Source organism: Pseudomonas kitaguniensis, assembly GCF_049199985.1.
GTDB classification, from domain to species: Bacteria; Pseudomonadota; Gammaproteobacteria; order Pseudomonadales; family Pseudomonadaceae; genus Aquipseudomonas; species Aquipseudomonas kitaguniensis.
Genome location: NZ_JBLZPT010000004.1, coordinates 154,446 through 176,020, shown reverse-complemented (window position 1 = coordinate 176,020; position 21,575 = coordinate 154,446). Strand labels below are relative to the sequence as shown.

At 60.8% G+C, this 21,575-nt stretch carries 20 protein-coding genes and 1 pseudogene; 12 read left to right on the top strand and 9 right to left on the bottom strand.

The window, feature by feature from the left end; all coding sequences use genetic code 11:
• The first annotated feature begins 104 nt into the window (after positions 1-104).
• Together brnQ and ACOZK9_RS07945 are read left to right on the top strand one after the other, a co-directional pair.
• Positions 105-1,418, top strand: a complete 1,314-nt coding sequence (brnQ, locus tag ACOZK9_RS07950; RefSeq protein WP_058411714.1) for a branched-chain amino acid transport system II carrier protein — start codon at positions 105-107, stop codon at positions 1,416-1,418.
• Between the two features lie 234 nt (positions 1,419-1,652).
• Positions 1,653-2,393 (top strand): DUF599 domain-containing protein, encoded by a 741-nt coding sequence (locus ACOZK9_RS07945; protein ID WP_058411713.1) that lies wholly within the window; start codon positions 1,653-1,655, stop codon positions 2,391-2,393.
• 117 nt (positions 2,394-2,510) lie between these two features.
• Here ACOZK9_RS07945 and ACOZK9_RS07940 read toward each other — a convergent pair whose 3' ends face one another.
• Complete coding sequence (locus ACOZK9_RS07940; RefSeq protein ID WP_058411780.1) at positions 2,511-2,771, bottom strand: hypothetical protein; 261 nt, start codon at positions 2,769-2,771, stop codon at positions 2,511-2,513.
• 312 nt (positions 2,772-3,083) lie between these two features.
• On the opposite strand from ACOZK9_RS07940, the gene htpG reads away from it, so the two are divergent.
• Entirely contained in the window at positions 3,084-4,988 is a 1,905-nt protein-coding gene (htpG, locus tag ACOZK9_RS07935) for a molecular chaperone HtpG (protein WP_058411779.1), read from the top strand.
• A gap of 66 nt (positions 4,989-5,054) precedes the next feature.
• Entirely contained in the window at positions 5,055-5,783 is a 729-nt protein-coding gene (locus ACOZK9_RS07930) for a dienelactone hydrolase family protein (RefSeq protein WP_421555596.1), read from the top strand.
• Between the two features lie 115 nt (positions 5,784-5,898).
• Here the strand turns inward: ACOZK9_RS07930 and ACOZK9_RS07925 are convergent.
• The 6 genes and pseudogenes from ACOZK9_RS07925 to ACOZK9_RS07900 all read right to left on the bottom strand — a co-directional run.
• A pseudogene (locus ACOZK9_RS07925) lies at positions 5,899-6,188 on the bottom strand (OsmC family protein); the annotation flags it as partial.
• 219 nt (positions 6,189-6,407) lie between these two features.
• Positions 6,408-7,628 (bottom strand): beta-ketoacyl-ACP synthase I, encoded by a 1,221-nt coding sequence (gene fabB, locus ACOZK9_RS07920; protein ID WP_058411711.1) that lies wholly within the window; start codon positions 7,626-7,628, stop codon positions 6,408-6,410.
• Between the two features lie 11 nt (positions 7,629-7,639).
• Positions 7,640-8,155, bottom strand: coding sequence for a 3-hydroxyacyl-[acyl-carrier-protein] dehydratase FabA (gene fabA, locus ACOZK9_RS07915; RefSeq protein WP_003210552.1), 516 nt, complete (start codon positions 8,153-8,155; stop codon positions 7,640-7,642).
• 249 nt (positions 8,156-8,404) lie between these two features.
• Positions 8,405-10,306: an ATP-binding protein gene (locus ACOZK9_RS07910; protein WP_058411710.1), complete on the bottom strand. Its 1,902-nt coding sequence runs from the start codon at positions 10,304-10,306 to the stop codon at positions 8,405-8,407.
• On the bottom strand, positions 10,303-11,244 hold the full coding sequence (locus ACOZK9_RS07905) for an ABC transporter substrate-binding protein (protein WP_058411709.1): 942 nt from the start codon (positions 11,242-11,244) through the stop codon (positions 10,303-10,305). Before ACOZK9_RS07905 ends, ACOZK9_RS07910 begins: the two co-directional genes overlap by 4 nt.
• A gap of 1 nt (position 11,245) precedes the next feature.
• Positions 11,246-13,366: a TonB-dependent receptor plug domain-containing protein gene (locus ACOZK9_RS07900; RefSeq protein ID WP_341869427.1), complete on the bottom strand. Its 2,121-nt coding sequence runs from the start codon at positions 13,364-13,366 to the stop codon at positions 11,246-11,248.
• A gap of 195 nt (positions 13,367-13,561) precedes the next feature.
• Between ACOZK9_RS07900 and ACOZK9_RS07895 the strand changes: the two genes are divergently transcribed.
• The 8 genes from ACOZK9_RS07895 to ACOZK9_RS07860 all read left to right on the top strand — a co-directional run bounded on the left by ACOZK9_RS07895 (position 13,562) and on the right by ACOZK9_RS07860 (position 19,726).
• Positions 13,562-14,587: an NAD(P)H-dependent glycerol-3-phosphate dehydrogenase gene (locus ACOZK9_RS07895; protein ID WP_058411707.1), complete on the top strand. Its 1,026-nt coding sequence runs from the start codon at positions 13,562-13,564 to the stop codon at positions 14,585-14,587.
• A gap of 10 nt (positions 14,588-14,597) precedes the next feature.
• On the top strand, positions 14,598-14,945 hold the full coding sequence (locus ACOZK9_RS07890) for a DUF4389 domain-containing protein (protein WP_421555595.1): 348 nt from the start codon (positions 14,598-14,600) through the stop codon (positions 14,943-14,945).
• Positions 14,942-15,400, top strand: coding sequence for a phosphohistidine phosphatase SixA (sixA, locus tag ACOZK9_RS07885; RefSeq protein ID WP_058411705.1), 459 nt, complete (start codon positions 14,942-14,944; stop codon positions 15,398-15,400). The genes ACOZK9_RS07890 and sixA overlap by 4 nt, the downstream gene beginning before the upstream one ends.
• Positions 15,401-15,470: 70 nt before the next feature.
• Complete coding sequence (locus tag ACOZK9_RS07880; RefSeq protein WP_421555594.1) at positions 15,471-15,914, top strand: hotdog fold thioesterase; 444 nt, start codon at positions 15,471-15,473, stop codon at positions 15,912-15,914.
• 97 nt (positions 15,915-16,011) lie between these two features.
• Positions 16,012-16,815: an alpha/beta fold hydrolase gene (locus tag ACOZK9_RS07875; protein ID WP_152750649.1), complete on the top strand. Its 804-nt coding sequence runs from the start codon at positions 16,012-16,014 to the stop codon at positions 16,813-16,815.
• A complete protein-coding gene (locus tag ACOZK9_RS07870; RefSeq protein ID WP_152750647.1) occupies positions 16,812-17,666 on the top strand; it encodes an alpha/beta hydrolase in 855 nt (284 codons plus the stop codon). The genes ACOZK9_RS07875 and ACOZK9_RS07870 overlap by 4 nt, the downstream gene beginning before the upstream one ends.
• A 108-nt stretch (positions 17,667-17,774) precedes the next feature.
• Positions 17,775-18,593 carry a DUF4892 domain-containing protein gene (locus tag ACOZK9_RS07865; protein ID WP_058411701.1) on the top strand — a complete coding sequence of 273 codons (819 nt, stop codon included), beginning with the start codon at positions 17,775-17,777 and terminating at the stop codon, positions 18,591-18,593.
• Positions 18,594-18,664: 71 nt separating this feature from the next.
• Positions 18,665-19,726 (top strand): AI-2E family transporter, encoded by a 1,062-nt coding sequence (locus ACOZK9_RS07860; RefSeq protein ID WP_058411700.1) that lies wholly within the window; start codon positions 18,665-18,667, stop codon positions 19,724-19,726.
• On the opposite strand, the gene ACOZK9_RS07855 is transcribed toward ACOZK9_RS07860, so the two are convergent.
• Together ACOZK9_RS07855 and ACOZK9_RS07850 are read right to left on the bottom strand one after the other, a co-directional pair.
• On the bottom strand, positions 19,723-20,760 hold the full coding sequence (locus ACOZK9_RS07855; protein WP_058411699.1) for a sensor histidine kinase: 1,038 nt from the start codon (positions 20,758-20,760) through the stop codon (positions 19,723-19,725). The genes ACOZK9_RS07860 and ACOZK9_RS07855 overlap by 4 nt on opposite strands.
• The gene (locus ACOZK9_RS07850; RefSeq protein ID WP_058411778.1) at positions 20,760-21,524 is read right to left on the bottom strand and encodes a response regulator; all 765 of its coding nucleotides are present in this window, start codon (positions 21,522-21,524) and stop codon (positions 20,760-20,762) included. The genes ACOZK9_RS07855 and ACOZK9_RS07850 overlap by 1 nt, the downstream gene beginning before the upstream one ends.
• Positions 21,525-21,575 lie beyond the last annotated feature (51 nt).

Here is a 21,575-nt window from a genome sequence, read left to right as displayed (position 1 = left end):
GCCTCGCGCCAGAACCGTCGAGCCCTATCCGGGTCGGCAGTATTTCCCTCATCCACAGGGAATCCCTCTCTAAATTCCGATTCAGTAGTGTGGTATTTCCTCAAATGAAAGTGTTGAAAAGCCAGGACATCCTGGCGTTAGGCTTTATGACCTTTGCGCTGTTCGTGGGCGCCGGCAACATCATCTTCCCGCCTATTGTTGGTTTGCAGTCCGGGCCGCATGTCTGGATGGCGGCGCTGGGCTTTCTGATCACCGCAGTCGGCCTGCCGGTGGTCACTGTGATCGCCCTGGCCAAAGTCGGCGGTGGCATGGATGCGTTGAGCAGCCCGATCGGCAAGGTCGCCGGTGGCCTGCTCGCAGCGGCGGCGTATTTGGCGGTCGGCCCGCTGTTCGCGACGCCGCGCACGGCGACGGTTTCGTTTGAAGTCGGCCTGGCGCCGCTGACCGGCGAAAGCCCGCTGGCGCTGTTCCTCTACAGTTCGGTGTACTTCCTGGTGGTGTTTTTTGTGTCCTTGTACCCCGGCCGACTGTTGGACACCGTAGGGCGGTTTCTGGCGCCGCTGAAAATCATCGCGCTGGCCATTCTCGGCATCGCCGCGTTTGCGTTGCCGGCCGGTGAAGTAGGCATCGCGACCCCCGAATACGTTGCTGCACCGTTCTCGCAAGGCTTCATCAATGGCTACCTGACCATGGATACCTTGGGCGCACTGGTGTTCGGCATCGTCATCGTCAACGCGATTCGCTCGCGGGGCGTCGAGTCGCCGAAGCTGATCACGCGCTACGCAATCATTGCCGGGCTGATTGCTGGCGTGGGCTTGGCGCTGGTGTACGTCAGCCTGTTCCGTCTGGGTTCGGGCAGCCACGCTGTTGCTGCCGGTGCAGCGAATGGCGCAGCCGTGCTGCACGCTTACGTGCAATACACCTTCGGCTCGCTGGGCAGTGGGTTTTTGGCGGTGCTGATCTCGCTGGCGTGCCTGGTTACCGCCGTGGGCCTGACCTGCGCCTGCGCAGAATACTTCAGCAAAGTTCTGCCGCTGTCGTACAAAACGCTGGTGGTGATACTCGCGCTGTTTTCGCTGTTTGTGTCCAACCTGGGCCTGACCAAGCTGATTGCCTTTTCGATCCCGGTGCTGACAGCGATCTACCCGCCGTGCATCGTGTTGGTGGCCCTGAGCTTCTGCAAGGGCTTCTGGCAAGAACAGGGCCGCATTGTTGGCCCGGTGATGCTGGTGTCGTTCATTTTCGGCTGCATCGACGCGCTAAAGGGCGCCGGCCTGGCGGGTTGGATGCCTGAGCAGTTGACCGACTTGCCGCTGAGCGAGCAAGGTTTGGCATGGCTGGTGCCGTCGGTGATGACCCTGGTAGTCGCCGTAGTGATTGACCGTATGCTCGGCAAGCGCAGCGAAGCCATCGCCTGATACACCGCTTAAGGTTGCACCGAAATGCCCCGTATCAATCAATACGGGGCATTTTTTATGCTTATAAGATACATCTCCCCAGCGTTGGAACACGATCCAGTGTGTGCGGGCTTGCTCGCGATTGTAATGAGCAATGCAATACTTCAGGCATTCCCCGGCGCCTGCTTTGGGGCTGCTTCGCAACCCATCGCGAGCAAGCCCGCTCCCACAGGGAACCACTCTATAAGGACCTGCATGTCGTTCGTCGAAACCAATCAAGTCCACCTGCTGGCCGCCCTCTGGTTCGTGCTGTGCTGGGGCGGTTACACCCGTTACGCCACCTGGAGAGCCCGTGACACCGCGTGCCTGGCCAGCGTGCTGCACCTGTACCGCGAAGACTGGATGCGCCGCATGCTGCTGCGCGATAACCGTATCGCCGACGCCAGCGTGATCGGTAACCTGGAGCGCAACGCCTCGTTCTTCGCCTCCAGCACCTTGATCATCCTTGCCGGTATCCTCACCGTACTCGGCGCTTCCGAGCGCGCGGTGTCACTGCTGGCGGACATCCCGATGGTGCAGCAGGCTTCCCAAGGCATGTCGGAAATCAAGCTGTTGTGCCTGGCGATGGTCTTTGTTTACGCGTTCTTCACGTTCAGTTGGTGCATGCGCCAATACAACTTCGCGGCGGTGCTGGTGGGCTCGGCGCCAATGATTGGTGAGCGGCATGTGTCGGAGCAGGAGCGCAAGGCGTTTGCGCTGCGGGCGGCGCGGGTGATTTCGATGGCGGCCAACCAGTTCAACTTTGGCCTGCGTGCTTATTACTTCGGCATGACCATGCTGGCGTGGTTTGTCAGCCCTTGGTTGTTCATGCTGATGAGCAGCGGGGTAGTGGTGGTGCTGTATCGCCGGGAGTTTCATTCCGACGTACTGCAGGTGATGGTTTACACCCCCACCGATATGTCGGTGCCGGAGGCGTCTAAGGAATCGCTGTCTTAACGCTTAATGGGGGTAAAACGACTCCAACTTTTTGCCCGCACAAAAAACGCAGGCAAAGTAAAGCCCGCTATGTAAGCGGGCTTTCTTTTTTGCAACTGCGTGCTTCAAACCAAACTATTAAGGCTTGGCTGGAGCTGCTGGTGCTTCTGCAGGTGCGGCTTCTTTTGCTGCGGCTTCGTTCGATTCAGCCTGAGCTTTAGCAGCGTCGGCGTTTTCTTTCGCAGCGTCGTTTACTTTGTCCTGAGCCTTGGCCATGTCTTTCTGAGCTTGCTCAGAATGCGCGGCTGCGTCTTGGGCTTTGTCTTCGGATTTTTTATCGCAGGCAGCGAGACCGAGGGCAGCGGCCAACATCATGGAAACAGCTAAAGTTTTACGCATGGGGTGTTTCTCCTTATTGAAGATATCTAGTGGCCTTTCGAGCATGGGTGCTCAGCATTAGTTCCTTTTATTCCATAGATATATAAACAAAGAGTTTCGAGGAACTTTCAGTCGCAACGCAAACGCCTCAAATCCCCCCGGCACCAGCCTGTAGCGGCCTCGCGTTTGAGCGATTGCCATTGCTGGCGCCCATTTCAAGATTGAGCAGTCATCGCGCCCTTGAAATCCTCGCCTTAGCCCCCAACTTTGAAGACAACCCGCCGCCAACCCTCAAGGGCGCGGCCACTGCCATCCAATTGGAGTTTGATGACCATGAGTGTGGAAACTCAAAAGGAAACCCTGGGCTTCCAGACCGAGGTGAAGCAACTGCTGCACCTCATGATCCATTCGCTGTATTCCAACAAGGAAATTTTCCTTCGCGAATTGATCTCGAACGCCTCTGACGCCGTCGACAAATTACGTTTCGAAGCCTTGTCCAAGCCTGAGTTGCTGGAAGGTGGCGCCGAGCTGAAAATCCGTGTGAGCTTCGACAAAGACGCCAAAACCGTCACCCTCGAAGACAACGGTATCGGCATGAGCCGCGAAGACGCGATCACCCACTTGGGCACCATCGCTAAATCCGGCACGGCCGATTTCATGAAAAACCTGTCGGGCGACCAGAAGAAAGACTCGCACCTGATCGGCCAATTCGGTGTGGGCTTCTACTCGGCTTTCATCGTTGCCGACAAAGTTGAAGTGTTCAGCCGCCGTGCGGGCCTCGACGCCAGCGAAGGTGTGCACTGGTCTTCCAAAGGCGAGGGCGAGTTTGAAATCGCCACCGTCGAAAAGGCTGATCGCGGTACGCGTATCGTGTTGCACCTGAAGGCCGCCGAAGACGAATTCGCCGACGGCTGGCGCCTGCGCAACATCGTCAAGAAGTACTCCGACCACATCGCGCTGCCGATCGAGTTGCCTAAAGAGCAGGCGGCGGCAGAAGGCGAAGAGGCTCCAGCCCAGGAATGGGAAGTGGTCAACCGTGCCAGCGCGCTGTGGACCCGCCCTCGTACCGAGGTTAAAGACGAGGAATACCAAGAGTTCTACAAACACATTGCTCACGACTATGAAAACCCGCTGAGCTGGAGCCACAACAAGGTCGAGGGCAAGCTGGAATACAGCTCGCTGCTCTACGTACCGGCGCGTGCTCCGTTCGACCTGTACCAGCGTGAAGCGCCTAAAGGCCTGAAGCTGTACGTGCAGCGTGTGTTCGTGATGGACCAGGCGGAATCGTTCCTGCCGTTGTACCTGCGTTTTATCAAGGGTGTGGTCGACTCCAACGACCTGTCGCTGAACGTGTCGCGGGAAATCCTGCAGAAAGACCCGATCATCGACTCCATGAAGTCGGCGCTGACCAAGCGCGTGCTCGACATGTTGGAAAAACTCGCGAAGAACGAGCCTGAGCAATACAAGGGCTTCTGGAAAAACTTCGGCCAGGTCATGAAAGAAGGCCCGGCGGAAGATTTTGCCAACAAGGAAAAAATCGCCGGCTTGCTGCGCTTTGCCTCGACTCAAGGCACCGACGCGGAGCAAAACGTGTCGCTGGCCGAGTACCTGGCCCGTGCCAAGGAAGGTCAGGACAAGATCTACTACCTGACCGGCGAGAAGTACGAAGCGGTCAAAGACAGCCCGCACCTTGAGGTCTTCCGCAAGAAAGGCATCGAAGTACTGCTGCTGACCGACCGTATTGATGAGTGGCTGATGAGCTACCTCAGCGAGTTCGACGGCAAGACCTTCGTCGACGTGGCCCGTGGTGACTTGGACCTGGGTAACCTGGACTCCGAAGAAGAGAAGAAAGAAGCCGAAGAAGTCGCCAAGGCCAAAGAAGGCCTGGTTGAGCGAATCAAGACTGCTTTGGGCGATGCCGTCAGCGAAGTGCGGGTTTCCCACCGTCTGACCGACTCTCCGGCGATTTTGGCCATCGGCGAGCAGGACATGGGCATGCAGATGCGTCAGATCCTCGAAGCCAGCGGCCAGAAGGTTCCGGATTCCAAGCCCATCTTCGAATTCAACCCGGCTCACCCGCTGATCGAGAAACTCGACGGCGAGCAAAGTGAAGAGCGTTTTGGCGACCTGTCGCACATCCTCTTTGACCAGGCCGCACTGGCCGCCGGTGACAGCTTGAAGGACCCGGCCGCTTATGTGCGCCGACTGAACAAGCTGTTGGTTGAACTGTCGGTTTAACACCGTTGTGGAAAAACCCGCCTTGGCGGGTTTTTTCGTTTCAGCCCACTGCAACTGGAGTAAATGATGAGCCAAGTCACTGTGCGTTCCGTGGTCTATCAGATTGATGGCCAGTCTTATGAAAGCCGCCTCGCGTTTGATGCCAGCCATAAAGGCCCGCTGCCTGGCCTGCTGATGGCACCGAACTGGATGGGTGTGAGCTCTGGCGCCGAAGAAATCGCCAAAAGTGTTGCCGCCAAGGGCTACGTGGTGCTGGTCGCCGACCTTTACGGGCAAACCGTGCGCCCCTCGAATGGCGATGAGGCGGGTGCTGCAATGATGCCGTTGAAGGACGACCGCGCGTTGCTGAACACACGCATGCAGGCCGCTTTTGAGCAACTGCAGGGCCAGACCGAAGCTGCCGTCGATACCTCGAAACTGGCGACCTTTGGTTTCTGCTTTGGCGGTTGCTGCTCGCTGGAACTCGCCCGTACCGGCGCACCGTTGAAGGTCGCCGTGTCGTTCCACGGTACGCTCGACACGCCAAACCCTGCGGATGCAAAGAACATCAAAGGTTCAGTGCTGGTGCTGCACGGCGCCTCCGATCCCTTGGTGCCAAAAGAACAACTGCCGGCGTTTGAAGATGAAATGAATGCGGCCGGTGTAGATTGGCAGTTGCTCAGCTACGGCGGTGCCGTGCACTCGTTTACCGACCCGCACGCCAATGTGCCAGGCAAGATGATGTACGACGCGAAGACCGCTGCACGGGCCTTCCAGTCGATGCATAACTTGCTGGATGAAGTGTTCAAGGGCTGATTTCAACGCCTGTTCCGGCCATAGCGCAGGCAAGTCAGCGCTATGGCTAACTGACAATTCCTGTTTGAGCGGCTTAGCGGCTGCCGAGCACAACCCGCTCGACGGCGCGTTGCCGCTATTGGCTGAACGCACCTTCGGACAGCTGCGTCTCGATGGTGATGTCTGCGGTGGTCATCAGCTTGTGCACCGGGCAGCGATCCGCCACACGGTGCAGTTCGTCGCGCTGTTCGTCGGTGAGCACGCCCTTGAGGGTCAGTTGAGCCTGTACTTGCCCTTTTGCTCCTCGGCGCTGTCGTGGGTGACCTCGACCGTCACGCCGGTGAGGGGGATGTCTTTCTTCTGGGCGTAGAGCTTGACGGTCAACGCCTTGCAGGACGCCAGCGCGGCATCGAGGCAGGATGAAGGTCTCGAAGTTATAGGGCAATCTGCCGCTTAAGTGTTCCGCGCTTTTGTGGGAGCGGGCTTGCTCGCGATGGCATCAACCTGGCAGGCCTGATAGACCGAGGCGCCTGCATCGCGAGCAAGCCCGCTCCCACAGTTGGGCGCATGGCTCCTCACACACCGGCCGCGCATAAAAAAGCCCCGAACCATTCGGGGCTTTTCACATGATCAACCTGCAGGGGTTTACTTGCCCTGCCAGCGTTTCAGTACCAGGGTGGCGTTGGTGCCACCGAAGCCGAAGCTGTTGCTCATCACGGTGTCGATTTTTACGTCTTCAACGGTCTTGGTCAGGATCGGCATATCGGCGACGACCGGGTCGATCTCTTCGATGTTGGCCGAACCGGCCATGAAGTTGCCTTCCATCATCAGCAGGCAGTAGATCGTCTCGTGAACGCCTGCGGCGCCCAGCGAGTGACCGGACAAGCTCTTGGTAGAGCTGATGGCCGGAGCCTTGTCGCCGAAGACCGCGCGCACGCCTTCCATTTCCTTGGCGTCGCCAACCGGAGTCGAGGTGCCGTGGGTGTTCAGGTAGTCGATTGGGGTGTCTACAGTCGACATCGCCATCTGCATGCAACGAATCGCGCCTTCACCGCTTGGCGCAACCATGTCGTAGCCGTCGGAAGTAGCGCCGTAACCGACGATTTCCGCGTAGATTTTGGCGCCACGGGCCAGCGCGTGTTCCAGCTCTTCGACCACGACCATACCGCCGCCGCCGGCGATGACAAAACCGTCACGCTGGGCGTCGTAAGCGCGCGAGGCCTTTTGCGGGGTTTCGTTGTACTGGGTGGACAGCGCGCCCATGGCGTCGAACAGGAACGACTGGCTCCAGTGTTCTTCTTCACCGCCGCCGGCAAACACGATGTCCTGCTTGCCCAACTGGATCTGCTCAACCGCGGTGCCGATGCAATGTGCACTGGTGGCGCAAGCGGAGGAGATCGAGTAGTTCACGCCCTTGATCTTGAACGGCGTGGCCAGGCAGGCCGAAACGGTGCTGCCCATGGTCCGCGTTACACGGTACGGGCCAACACGCTTCACGCCTTTTTCGCGCAGGATGTCCAGCGCTTCCATCTGGTTCAGGGTCGATGCGCCGCCGGAGCCGGCGATCAAGCCGGTGCGTACGTTCGATACCTGGTCTTCGCTCAGGCCGGAGTCGGCGATCGCGTCTTTCATGGCCAGGTAGGCATAAGCTGCTGCGTGGCCGACGAAGCGGAAGATCTTGCGATCAATCAGTTCTTCGAGGGGCAGGTCGATGGAGCCGGAAACCTGGCTACGCAGACCCATTTCGGCATATTCCGGGTTGAAGCGGATGCCAGGGCGACTTGCACGCAGGTTAGCGGTGACGGTCTCTTTGTCATTGCCCAGGCAAGAAACAATGCCCAGACCAGTGATAACGACGCGGCGCATGCGGATAACCCTTAAAAGTTGTCAGTGGAAGTAAATACGCCGACCCGAAGGCCTTCGGCAGTATAGATCTCGCGACCGTCGACAGTGACCGAACCGTCGGCGATGGCCAGGTTCAGCTTGCCCTTGAGGACGCGCTTGATTTGAATGTTGTAAGTGACTTTTTTGGCGGTCGGCAAGACCTGGCCAAAGAACTTCACTTCGCCCGAACCCAGGGCGCGACCGCGGCCTGGCAGGCCTTGCCAGCCCAGGTAGAAGCCGACCAGTTGCCACATGGCGTCGAGGCCCAGGCAGCCTGGCATCACCGGGTCACCTTCAAAATGGCAGGCGAAGAACCACAGGTCCGGGGTTATATCCAGCTCGGCGACCAATTCACCTTTGCCGTACTTGCCACCTTCTTCACTGATATGGGTGATGCGATCCACCATCAGCATATTCGGGGCGGGCAGTTGCGCGTTACCTGGGCCGAACAGCTCACCGCGACTGCAGCGCAGCAGGTCTTCCCGAGTAAAGGCGTTTTGTTTGGTCATGCGAGCTCCTCAATAATCCCATGCGGCAGGGTAGGGCAAATCTTCCCGAACCGAATGAAGCGTTCATGCCTCATGTCGGCAGCCTACACATAGACTATTGCGTTGTAGTGAAAGTCACAGCGTCAAGGCACTCAATGTACACTTGTTCACTGAAATTTTAAACCGGGCCTGTTTATCGGCCCGTTTGGGTGCCTAAGACTGCCGCACTTTCGCCTTTCACGCCAGTCGCAGTTGGTTAATGGCGCGGCGCTACTGCACCCATCGCTGCAGGATTTGCTGCAAATCCGTACGTTTGAACGGCTTGGCCAGGTAATCGTTCATTCCGGCTGCAAGGCACGCTTCGCGATCGCCCTGCAACGCGTTGGCGGTCAACGCGATGATGGGCAGGTCAGCGCAGCCGGGCAGTTGGCGAATCTGCCGGGTGGCTTCGTAGCCGTCGATCAACGGCAGGCGGCAGTCCATCAGAATCGCGGTAAAAATCAGGCTCTCGGCGCTGCGGATCGCCTCGGCGCCATCGGTCGCCAGGCTCACTTCAAAACCCAGGCTGCGCAGCATGGCTTCGACCACGGTGCGGTTGACCGGGTTGTCCTCCACCAACAGCACATGGCGGCCATCGCCAGCGCCGGTTTTGCCTTCGGCGTGCTGAACAATTGCCGGCAAACTGTGCTGATCAATCGCCAGCGGGATTTCCAGGGTAAACACCGAGCCGCGGCCTTCTTCACTCTGCGCGCGCAGTGTGCCGCCCATGCGTTCGGCCAGCGTGCGGGCGATGGGCAGCCCCAGGCCAGTGCCGCCGTAACGTCTTGAAATGGAACTGTCGGCCTGCTGAAACGCGTCGAACATCGAGTCCAGGCATTCGGCGGAAATGCCAATGCCGCTGTCGCGCACGGTGCAGGTAAACCACACCAATGCATGGTCCAGCGTCTGCCAGTGCGGCTCGACGGTGATCGTGCCGTGTTCGGTGAATTTGAGCGCGTTGCCGATCAGGTTCACCAGGATTTGCCGGATGCGCGTCGGGTCGCCCTGTACCCGCAGGGCGCTCATGCCCGGCGGGATCGGCAGTTCCAGCACCAGCCCGCGTTGCTGGGCGCTGTGCTGGAAGGCTTGGGCGCAACTGCTGATCAAGTCGGCGAGGTTGAACGAAATATGTTCCAGCTCCAGCGCCGCGCGCTCGATGCGTGAGAAGTCGAGAATGTCGTTGATCACCTTGAGCAAATGCTCGGTGGATTCGGAGGCGAGTGCCGCGTATTCGGTCTGCTCCTCGGTCATCTCGGTGGTTTCCAGCAGTTGCAACATGCCCAGCACGCCGTTCATGGGCGTGCGCAGCTCATGGCTCATCATCGCCAGAAAGTCCGACTTGGCATTGTTTGCGCGCTCGGCTTCTTCGCGGGTTTGAATCAACTGGGCCATGGCCTGCTGTTGTTCGCGGCTGGCGTGGTTGAGGCCTTCGGCAAGGTTATTGATATGGCGCGAGAGGTCGCCCAGCTCGGAGTCATCAACGATCGGCAGCGGTGTTTTGTAGTCACCTTGCTGGATGGCTTTTACTGCGTGGCCCATGGCGCTGATCGGCTGCGACAGGCTCGCGGCCAGGCGACGCGCGAGCAGGAAGGTGAACAGCAGCGCGAACAAGGCGAGGATGCCGGCTTTGAGCAGGATCTCTTGTTGGCGTTGGCTGAAGGCGTCGTTGGACATGCCGACGATGACCCGGCCCAAGTAATCCGCGCGCGGCACCTTCGGTTCGTTGAGGTTGTCCTGGAAAAAGTCGCTGCCCAACTGAATGTGTTGCAGGCGGATGGGGGCCTGGAACACTTTCACTGACAGTGAGCGGTCATGTTTTTCCGACGGTTGCTCGACATACACCAGAATGTTTTCAGCGCTGTCCTGAATTTCCAGGAAGCGCACGTGGGGCGTGGCCAACGTGGCGCGCAGCAGGCTTTCAAGCACGTCGTTGTTGCCGGATATCACCCCGTATTCAGTGGCGGGCGCGAGTTGGTTGGCGATCAGTTGGCCGGTGTGGTCCAGTTCCTGACGCAGGTCCTGCAGACGCACGAAGGTAAAGAAGCTGATCAACAGCAAGGTCAACAACAGCGCCGGGCCCAGCGTGATGAGCTGGGTGCGGGTGTTGATGTCCCAACGACGACGCAAGGTCATGGGCGTTTTTCTCCTTCGGCCAGTCGGGCGGCGACGGCGCTGTCGTCAACCTGTTCAATCCCCAATGAGCGCGCGACTTGGGGGTTGCCCACGACTTTGAAGTGTTCCGGGTACAGCGCGCGCGGCCAACTGGCCGGCGGGTGGTCGAGCAAGCGGTCGAGTACATTCAGCCAGTCGGCCTGGTCGCTGTAGGTGCTGGCCAGGCTGCCGGCTTTGACGAACCCGGCGTTGGGGCCAAACAGCGGCAGTTGCTGAGCGTAACTGCTGAGTAACAGGTTTTTCACGGTTTTTGGGTTGTACAGCCGCGGGTCGTCGAGCCCAAGCAACACGTCACTGTTTTTGAGCAGGTTTTGCAATGGCCGACTGTCATTAATGTTGTCCCAGAACTGCGGCACGATTTCCAACCCCATGGGCGCCGCATACCGGCGCAGCTCCTGCAGCAAGAATTCACTGTCGACGTCGTAGAGCACACCGATGCGCCGGGCCTGCGGCAAGACATTGGCGATCAGTTGCAATTGGCGCTCAAGCGGCGGGTCGCTCCACAACAGGCTGATTTTGGCCGGGTGCAGGCCGCCCAGCCGCTTGCGCGCTTGCAGGCGGCTGATGCGCAGCACCAGCGTGGGCGGGCCTTGAGTATCTTGCAGGCGCCAATCAAGGCCGGGCAGGTCCAGCAAGATCAGGCGCGTGTTGGCCGGCAACTGGCTCGGGGCTGGCAGGTCGTGGAGCGGGGTAAAGCTCACGCGGTCTTCGGGGCGCTGTTGGGCCAGCGCCTGGGCGAAGGCTTGCACGCCGGCAGCGTCTTCGGCGGCGGTCAGCAAAATGTCTGCGCCCCTGGCCGGCGCCGTCAGCAAGAGGCACATTGCCAGGCATGTGCGCAGCCCGCCGCGCCGCCAGAGCTTTAAAACAAACACAAAGGTCATCCGTGACTGATCGCCCATGTCAGAACTCTAACTCCGCACTGAAGTAGAGGACGTGGCGGCTGTCGTAATTGTTATCGGCCCAGGTGGTGGGCTGGTTATCCAGGCGTTGTTGCAACATGCCGGCCAGCTCCACGTTGGCTTTGCCCACGGCAATGCGCTTGGCCACGCGCAAGTCGACGCGTTCGAAGCGATATTGGTTGAGTGCGTCGTCGCCATAGTAGAACAACGCACTGGACCAGCCTCGGCCCCATTCTCGCAGCCAGCCGGCCGAGCCGCTGTTACGTGCGGTTTGCGCCTTGTCCAACGGGTTGCTGGACGTCGCATCGACGTAAGCATAGGTCAGCCGCAAGCGGTCAGCGCTGCTCATGCGCCAGTCGAACTGCGACTCGGCACCGGTAAACCGTGCGTTGTTGGCGTTGCTCGCGATGTATTGGTTGTTGCGCAGCGGCGAGCTGATCATGTCGGTGATTTCGTCGTAGAACAGTTTCACGTCGACATTCAGTCCAAGGTCGGCAAAGAAACCGTTGTAGCCCAGCTCTCTTGAGCGCATCAACTCTTTATCGAGATTGCCGGGGCCTCGTGTCACCACAAAATATTGCCCGGCGTTTTGCCCATAGGCCGGGGAGCTGAGATTGGTGACGCGATAGCTCCAGTTGACGTTGTTCTCGAACATGTCCGGCGAACGAATCGCTTCGGAATACACCGCGCGCAAGCCGTGACGCGGGTTGATCAGGTAGTTGACCGCCACCCGTGGTGTCAGCGAGTTGCCGCTCAACTTCGTGTCTTCGTACATGGCGCCGCCTTGCAGCAGCCAGTGCTCGCTGGCGCGCCACTCCAGGTGGCCGAACAAACGCCAGGTGGTGTCGTCGAGGGTGCCATTGAAATAAGTATCGGAGTCGGCGCGGTCGTAGCGGTAGTTCATGCCGCTGACCAGGCGCAGGCTGTCGGACAGGCTCAGGGTGTCCTGTACCTCGAGGTCGTAGCGGCTCTCGCGGGTGCTTTGGTCGATGTCGCCGCATACGCTTTGGTTGGCGCCGTCGCGCCACTGGTCCAGTACCTGGTTGCCCAGCGCTTGTTCAGTGGCGCTACCCGGTGGTGCAGTGGCTTGGCTGAAGGTGTCCATGTGCCGTGCAAGCAATTCGGCATAGTTGGGGTTGAGCTGCCACAGCTGGGTCAATTGCGGGCTGAACGAAACCTTGGCGTCACAGGCTTTCCAGATCTGCTGGCGGTTCCATTGCTGGGCTGAGCCTTGGATATACAGGCTGTGTTCGGGGTTAAGCTCGAAGTTCCAGCGCAACGAACCGGCGTAGTCCTTGGCGGCGACGTCGGAATTGGTACCGCCTTCGGTAATCCCGGCGAATACCGGCGTGTAGGTATAAGGGCGCTGATTGGTGCCTTCCTTGGCATTTAATTGCAAATCAATGCTCTGCTGCGCGTTCAGGGTTTGGCTCACCGCCAGGCTGAAGCGGCTGAGGCGGCGGCCGTCACGGCGGTCGGCGCCGACGGCATCGCTGTCAAACCCATCGTCCTGTTGCCCGGACAAGGAGAGGCGCAAGTCGCCGGTCTCCCAGCCCACGCCCTGGCTTGCATAGAAGTCGTTGATCCCGCGTTCGCCACGCACCACTTTTACCCGCGAGCCATGGCTGTTGGCCGGTGAGCGCGTGAGGATATTCACCACGGCCATTAATGCATTGGCGCCGTAGCTGACCGTGTTGGGGCCGCGAAACACCTCGATACGCTCGATGTCTTCCATGGCCACCGGAATATCGCTCCAGTCCACCGTCGCCAAGCCTGCGCGGTACACCGAACGCCCGTCGATCAACACTTGCATGCGCCGCGCGTCGCTGGCGCTGGTGCCGTGGTAGTTCACCGCGGCCTGGTTGCCGGTGGTGTAGCCGACCATCATTCCCGGCACCAGGCGCAGTAGCTCGGCGATGTCGCGTGCGCCGCTGGCCTTGATCAGCTCGCTGTCGATCACGGTCATGCTGCCGGGCACGGCTGCCGCCGATTGCTTGAGGCGGGTGGCGGTGAGCACTTGCGGCAGCGGCTGGCTGTCGAGAAACAGGTCATCAGCCTGCGCAGGTGCGCTGCACAACAGCATCAACCACAGAAAGGGGCGGGTAGGAGGGCCTGGGTACACGGCACGGCCTTGATAATTACGGATAGCCGCCCATGTTAACTGAGGTCAGGCCATTTGCCATTCACCGTACTGGCAATTAGTTCACAGAACGGTAGCATTTTCCGACAGGCGCGCGAATTGATACGGGGGCTGGCCGCAAGCGGGTCGCCCCGTATAATGCCGCCATCGTCACTGGTATGGATTAACGGATTGCATATGACTGAACAGCGCCCAATTGCGGTCCTTGGAGGCGGAAGTTTTGGTACCGCCGTGGCTAACCTGCTCGCTGAAAACGGGCATGCGGTGCGCCAGTGGATGCGCGATCCCGAGCAGGCCGAGGCGATTCGCGTGCACCGCGAAAACCCGCGTTACCTCAAAGGCATCAAGATTCACCCGGCGGTCGAGCCGGTGACGGACTTATTGGCCACGCTGACCGAATGCGACCTGTGCTTCGTTGCGCTGCCCTCCAGCGCCTTGCGTTCGGTGCTGGCACCGCACGCCGAACGGCTGGCGGGCAAGTTGCTGGTCAGCCTGACCAAAGGCATCGAGGCGCAGACCTTCAAGCTGATGAGCGAAATTCTCCAGGAGATCGCCCCTCTGGCGCGTATTGGTGTGCTGTCCGGGCCAAACCTGGCACGCGAGGTCGCCGAGCATGCGCTGACGGCCACCGTGGTCGCCAGTGAAGACGAGGCGCTGTGCGAGCGCGTTCAAGCGGTGCTGCACGGTCGCACGTTCCGGGTGTATGCCAGCAGCGATCGCTTCGGCGTCGAGTTGGGCGGGGCGCTGAAAAACGTCTACGCGATCATTGCCGGCATGGCCGTAGCCCTTGGCATGGGCGAAAACACCAAAAGCATGCTGATCACCCGTGCTCTGGCCGAGATGACCCGTTTTGCGGTTAACCAGGGCGCCAACCCGATGACGTTTCTGGGGCTGGCGGGCGTAGGCGATTTGATCGTGACCTGCTCGTCGCCAAAAAGCCGTAATTACCAAGTCGGTTTTGCCTTGGGCCAGGGCCTGAGCCTGGAAGACGCGGTGACGCGCCTGGGCGAAGTCGCCGAGGGCGTCAATACGCTTAAAGTGCTGAAGGCCAAGGCACAGGAAGTCGGCGTGTATATGCCGCTGGTCGCCGGGCTGCATGCGATTCTGTTTGAAGGGCGCACGCTGAACCAGGTCATCGAGTTGCTGATGCGCGCTGAACCGAAAACCGATGTCGACTTTATTTCCACCAGTGGTTTCAACTGAGGCACGCGTTATGAACGATCCGAAAGCAGCCCCCACATACGAGTCCATTTTGCTGCGTATCCTGTGGATGCTGGTGTTTGCCCTGGTGTGGCAGGTGGCGCAGTTCCTGCTAGGCGGGCTGGTGGTGGTGCAGTTGATTTATCGCCTGGTCTACAGCGCGCCGAACCTTGGCCTGATGAACTTCGGCGACAGCCTCAGCCAGTTCCTCGCGCAGATCGGCCGCTTCGGCAGCTTCCACACCGAACAAAAGCCTTGGCCATTCGCTGATTGGCCCACCCCGCGCGCACCCGAAGGCGAAGCCGCGCACAGCGTGCCACCGGCGCCGCACCCGGTGCGTGATGAGGAGCCAAAACTGTGAAGCTGTGGATTTTGCGCCACGGTGAGGCGCAGGCCCAGGCGCGCACCGACGCCGAGCGCAACCTGACCGAACACGGGCGCGGCGAAGTGTTACGCAGTGCCGCCCACCTCATCGGCCAGCCCATCAGCGCCATCCTCGCCAGCCCGTACGTGCGTGCGCAGCAGACCGCAGAGCTGGTGCGCGACGCGTTGGGCTTTGAACCAGCGATCAAAACCGTGCCTTGGCTGACGCCGGAGGGCAACCCGTTACAGGTGCTGGCACAGCTCGACACCGATGGCGCCGACGACAATGTGCTGCTGGTCAGCCATCAGCCCTTGGTCGGCAGCCTGATCAGCTTTTTGCAACACGGCCATCAACGTCAGCCGCAACCGATGCACACCGCCAGCCTGGCCGAACTGGAAGGGGACTTTCCGCTGGCGGGCCTGATGAGCCTGATCAGCGTAAAACACCCGTAGGCCAGCGCAGCCCACCCGCACAATTGTGTGGCAGGATTAGGTTCATCATAAAACCAGGAAGGACCTTCACATGAGCCTGTGGCGCACCCAACCGAATATCGAACAACTCAATGCCATGCAGAAAAACACCATTGGTGAGCTGCTCGATATTCGTTTTGAAAGCTTCGATGACCACTCCCTGACGGCCAGCATGGTGGTCGACGCCCGCACCCATCAACCTTACGGCCTGCTGCACGGTGGGGCGTCGGTGGTGCTGGCGGAAAGTGTCGGCTCAGTGGCGGCCTACCTGTGCGTTGATTCCAGCAAATTCTACTGCGTGGGGCTGGAGGTCAACGCCAACCACCTGCGCGGTGTGCGCAGCGGGCGGGTGACGGCGGTGGCGCGGGCGATCCACATCGGCCGCACCACGCAGGTATGGGATATTCGCCTGGCCAGCGACGACGGCAAAGCCAGTTGCGTGTCGCGCCTGACCGTCGCCGTGGTGCCGCTGGGCGAGAACCCTCCGGCACGATAGGCATGGCGTGAGTGTCATCATTCCTGGCAGTTACAGTCATTGCGGCGCTGCCTTGGCGTGGCGACAATCAACCTCTGTTCTTGTAGAGGGGTCCGGTATGTCGCAGCCCGTGTTTTTTGCCCACGCCAATGGCTTCCCTTCGGCCACCTACGGCAAGTTGTTTGCCGCCCTGGCGCCTGAGTTTAAAGTGGCTCACCTGCCGCAGCACGCTCACGACCCCAGGTTTCCGGTGGACGACAACTGGCAGAACCTGGTTGACGAGCTGATCCACCATCTAGAGCAGCAGCCGGAACCGGTGTGGGGCGTGGGCCATTCGCTCGGCGGCGTGTTGCATTTGCACGCGGCCATGCGTTGCCCGCAGCTCTACCGTGGCGTGGTGATGCTCGATTCGCCGGTGCTGACCCGCGCAGACCGCTGGCTGATTCGCGCCGCCAAGCGCTTCGGCTTTATCGATCGCCTGACGCCGGCCGGGCGCACCTTGGGCCGCCGCGAAGAGTTCGCTGACCTGGACACTGCGCGCAGCTACTTTGCCGGCAAGACGCTGTTTCGGGGTTTTGACCCGGAGTGTTTTGACGCGTACCTGCAACATGGCCTGCAACAAGTCGGCGACCGCCTGCGCCTGCGCTTTGATCCGGCCACCGAAATCAGCATCTACCGCGGCATACCGCACACCAGCCCCGGCCAGGTTCGCCAGTTGAAAGTGCCGCTGGCGGTGGTGCGCGGGCGCCAAAGCCGCGTGGTGATGCGGCACCATGTCAGTGGCGTCGGCCGCCTGCCGATGGGCGAGATGCTCACCTTGCCGGGTGGGCATATGTTCCCCCTCGAATGCCCTCAAGCCACCGCGACCCTGATCAAAGACCTGTTCTGCCGCTGGCAAGCCCGCGAGCGCAATTGCGCATGAGCGCGCCGGTCGAGGAAGTGCGCCTGAGCCTGGCGCATATCGAGTTGGCAGCGCACCTGTTTGGCCCCGAACAGGGTTTGCCGGTGATCGCCCTGCATGGCTGGCTCGACAACGCCAACAGCTTTGCACGGCTGGCGCCGAAACTGCAGGGTTTGCGCATCGTAGCGCTGGACCTGGCGGGCCATGGGCATTCTGCGCATCGTCCTGCCGGGGCGGGTTACGCCTTGTGGGACTACGTGCACGATGTGCTGCAAGTCGCCGAACAATTGGGCTGGAAACGTTTTGCATTACTTGGTCATTCGCTCGGCGCCATCGTCTCTTTGGTGTTGGCCGGTGCCTTGCCTGAGCGTGTCACGCACCTGGGATTAATTGATGGTGTGCTGCCGCCAACCGCCTCCGGCGACAGCGCGGCCGAGCGACTGGGCATGGCGTTACAAGCGCAATTGAACCTGCAGGGCAAGCGCAAACCGGTTTACAGCACGCTTGATGGTGCGGTTGAAGCGCGCATGAAAGGCCTGGTGGCGGTGAGCCGTGAAGCCGCCGAACTGCTGGCCCAGCGCGGTTTGATGCCGGTGCCGGGCGGTTATACCTGGCGCACGGACAGTCGCCTGACCCTGGCGTCGCCGATGCGTCTGACCGATGAACAAGCCATGGCGTTTGTGCGGCGAGTGGCTTGCCCGACGCAGTTGGTGGTCGCGGCTGACGGCATGCTGGCGAAACATCCCGAATTGCTTTCTCAACTACCCTTCACGGTGACCACGCTGCCAGGCGGCCATCATTTGCACCTGAACGATGAGCCCGGCGCAGCTCTTGTTGCAGACTGTTTCAATCGGTTCTTCTCCATGCCTTGACTTGGCGGGGTCAACTGCCGAGGCTGGGCGGATTGAAAGGGAGTCAACCATGCACGCGTTCAACATCAACACCGCAGCGACCTCCAATGGCCAAGGCTCAACGATCCGATGAGCCTGCGTAAAGGATGTATCCGTGCCCTCGGGCTGTGCTGTTTCAGCCCCTTGGTGTTCGCCGCCGATGTGCCGGGAAGCCAGGACCTGCCTGCCGTGGCCCGTCAGGTCGACGCGCAAATCGTCGATTACCGACCCGCTGAAGAAAAGGAACGCGTCTACCCGATGGGCGCGATTCGCAAGATCAGCGGCCAGTTGCGCTACGAAGGCCAGGCCACCGCGCGCGGCCAAGCCACTGCAATCACCTATGAACTGCCTGCCGAACACACCTCCAGCGCCGCGTTTACCGCCACGCGCGAGGCCTTGCAGGCCAAGGGCGCGCAGTTGTTGTTCTGGTGCCAGGCGCGTGATTGCGGCGAAAGCAGCCTGTGGGCCAATGAAGTGTTCGGCAATGCCAAGCTGGTCGGCGCCGACGGCCAGCAGGAGTACCTGTTGTTGCGCCTCGCCGCCCCGCAGGACAACTCACTGGTGGCGCTTTACGGCATCACCCGAGGCAATCGCCGCGCCTATCTGCATGTAGAGCAACTCGACGCCAGCGCACCGCTGGGGGATGTGTTGCCCACCTCGGCGACCTTGCTGCGTGAACTGAAAAGCACCGGTGAGCTGGACTTTCCGGCGCTGGGCAGCGCACCTGAGGCCAACTGGCTGACCCTGATTTCACGTGGCTTGAACCTTGACGCCACCTTGCGCGTCAGCTTGAGCGGGCCTGCGGCCGATGCCTGGCGCCAGGGCTTGATCGACAGCGGTGTGCGTGCCGCTCGCCTGGAAATCGGCAGCGGTGACGCTAAGGGTTTGCACCTGCATCTGATACGCTAACCGTAACAAGGCGAACGGACCCGCGCCGTTCGCCTAAGCTCTCTTCCTACAGCCTTCTCTCGAGATACCCGATGCTCAATAACGATCGCCTACTGGTGCAAATCCTGCTGCTGGTGTTGTTTGGTGCCAGCCTCTGGGTGATGGCGCCGTTTTGGTCGGCGCTGTTCTGGGGCGCGGTGCTGGCGTTTGCCAGTTGGCCGCTGATGCGCTTGCTGACCCGCTGGCTGGGCGGTCGCGAGTCCCTGGCGGCCGGCATCCTCACACTGTGCTGGATGTTGCTGGTGGCAGTGCCGCTGGTGTGGCTGGGGTTCAACCTGGCAGACCATGTACGTGACGCCGTGGGCCTGATCAAAGATGTTCAAGTCGACGGCCTGCCTGCTGCGCCGACCTGGCTGGGTTCGATCCCGTTTATCGGCGAGCGCCTGGTGGCGACGTGGGACAGCATCGACCAACAGGGCGCGGCGCTGATGGTCAGCATCAAGCCGTATTTGGGGCAGGTGGGTAATTGGCTGCTGGCGCGCAGCGCGCAGATCGGCGGCGGCATCCTGGAGCTAACGTTAAGCCTGGTGTTCGTGTTTTTCTTCTACCGTGACGGGCCACGCCTGGCGACATTTGTGCATCGCTTGCTGGAACGCCTGATCGGCGAACGTGCCGGTTACTACATCGAACTGGTGGCCGGTACGGTGCAGCGTGTGGTTAACGGCGTGATCGGTACAGCGGCCGCGCAAGCCGTGCTGGCGCTGATCGGCTTTTTGATCGCGGGCGTGCCGGGCGCGCTGGTGCTGGGCATCGTTACCTTCCTGCTCAGCCTGATCCCGATGGGCCCGCCGCTGGTGTGGATACCGGCGACGGCGTGGCTGGCCTGGAAGGGCGATTACACCTACGCGATATTTCTCGGGGTGTGGGGCACGTTCATCATCAGCGGCGTCGACAACGTACTCAAGCCGTACCTGATCAGCCGAGGCGGCAACTTGCCGCTGGTGATTGTGCTGTTGGGCGTGTTTGGCGGGCTGATCGCCTTCGGTTTTATCGGCCTGTTTATCGGCCCGACCTTGCTCGCGGTGGCGTACAGCTTGTTGACGGATTGGAGTGCAACCCAGGCTCAAGTGCGTCGCGACGACAAAACCGTTTAAGCCCTAGGCAGCCACACCACGGCGGTCAAACCGCCGCCTGGGGTTTCTTCAAGGCTCAGGCGGCCGCCAAGGCGCTCCACCGCGTCCTTGGCAATCGTCATGCCGAGGCCGACGCCGCCGGAGTTGCGGTTGCGTGAGCCTTCCAGGCGAAAGAACGGCTCGAACACCGCCTCACGTTTATCCGCCGCAATGCCGGGGCCGTGGTCGATTACCCGGATGACCAGCGCTTCGCGGCTGTCGCTCAACTCCACACGCGCCGTACCGGCGTAACGCAGCGCGTTGTCGATCAAGTTGTTGAGGCATGAACGCAGGGCCATTGGCTGCACCTGCAACGGCACGCAACTGCCGGCAAACTGCACGTCAGAGCCTTGGTCCTGGGCATTTTCGCTGAGCGATTCGACCAGCGCCTGCACGTCGAGCCAATGCCGGGTCTCGCTGGTGCGCTGTTCGTGCAGGTAGCTCAGGGTGGCGTCGAGCATGCTGATCATGTCGTTCAGGTCCTGGCGCATCTGGCCTTGCAGCTTGCTGTCTTCGATCTGTTCCAGGCGCAACTTCAGGCGTGACAGCGGGGTGCGCAGGTCATGCGAGACCGCGCCGAGCATGCGCGCGCGCTGGCTGACTTGTTCGCGAATACGCCGTTGCATCAGGTTGAAGGTCGACGCGGCCTGGCGCGCCTCGCGCGGCCCGGATTCATTCAGCGGCGGGCTGTCGAGGTCGAGGCTCAGGCGTTCGGCGGCTGCACTCAGGCGCTGGATCGGCCGGCTGAGCAGCTTGGCGCCATACCAGGCCGCAATAATCAGCGAAAAAAACTGGAACGTCAGCGGCACTATCGGGCCACCAAACCACGGGCGCCGGTGCTCCCTGTGCAGCGGCACCATCGAGCCATCCGGCTGCTCGATGAAGGTTTCCTGGCGTTGCGGCGGTGGCGGGTCGTAGTGGTGAAACCAGAAGAAGGCCAGTGCATGGGCCAACACAATGGCCAACAACAACACACCGAACAACCTGCCGAACAGCGTGTTGAAGGCGTTGCGCATCAGCCAATATCCCGCGCGTCGAACAGGTAACCTTCGCCGCGTACGGTTTTGATCAACTGCGGGGCTTTGGGGTCATCGCCCAGCTTCTGGCGCAGCCGCGAGACCAGCAAGTCGATGCTGCGATCAAACGCTTCGATGGAGCGGCCACGCGCGGCGTCGAGCAATTGCTCACGGCTCAACACGCGGCGCGGCCGTTCGATAAACACCCACAGCAAGCGGAACTCGGCGTTGGACAGCGGCACCACCAGGCCGTCGTCGGCCACCAACTGGCGCAACACGCTGTTGAGGCGCCAGTTGTCGAAGCGGATATTGGCGCGTTGCTCGGTACGGTCATCGCGCACCCGGCGCAGAATCGTCTGGATGCGTGCCACCAGTTCGCGCGGTTCGAACGGTTTGGACATATAGTCGTCGGCGCCCAGTTCCAGGCCGATGATCCGGTCGGTGGGTTCGCAACGCGCTGTGAGCATCAAAATCGGGATGTCCGATTCGCCGCGCAGCCAGCGGCACAGCGACAGGCCGTCTTCGCCCGGCAGCATCAGGTCGAGCACCACCACATCAAAGGTCTCGGCTTGCATGGCGTGGCGCATGGCGGTGCCATCGGTCACGCCGACGGCGAGAATATTGAAGCGCGCCAGGTAATCGATCAGCAGCTCGCGGATCGGCACATCGTCATCGACGATCAGCGCGCGGGTGTTCCAGCGCTTTTCATCGGCGATCACCGCGCCTTTTTGCTCGTCGTTCACAGAGACTGAAGAAGTATGCATAGTGCGATCATCTGCCTGGTTGTTGCTGTCAGCATAGGCGCCCAGCCCCAT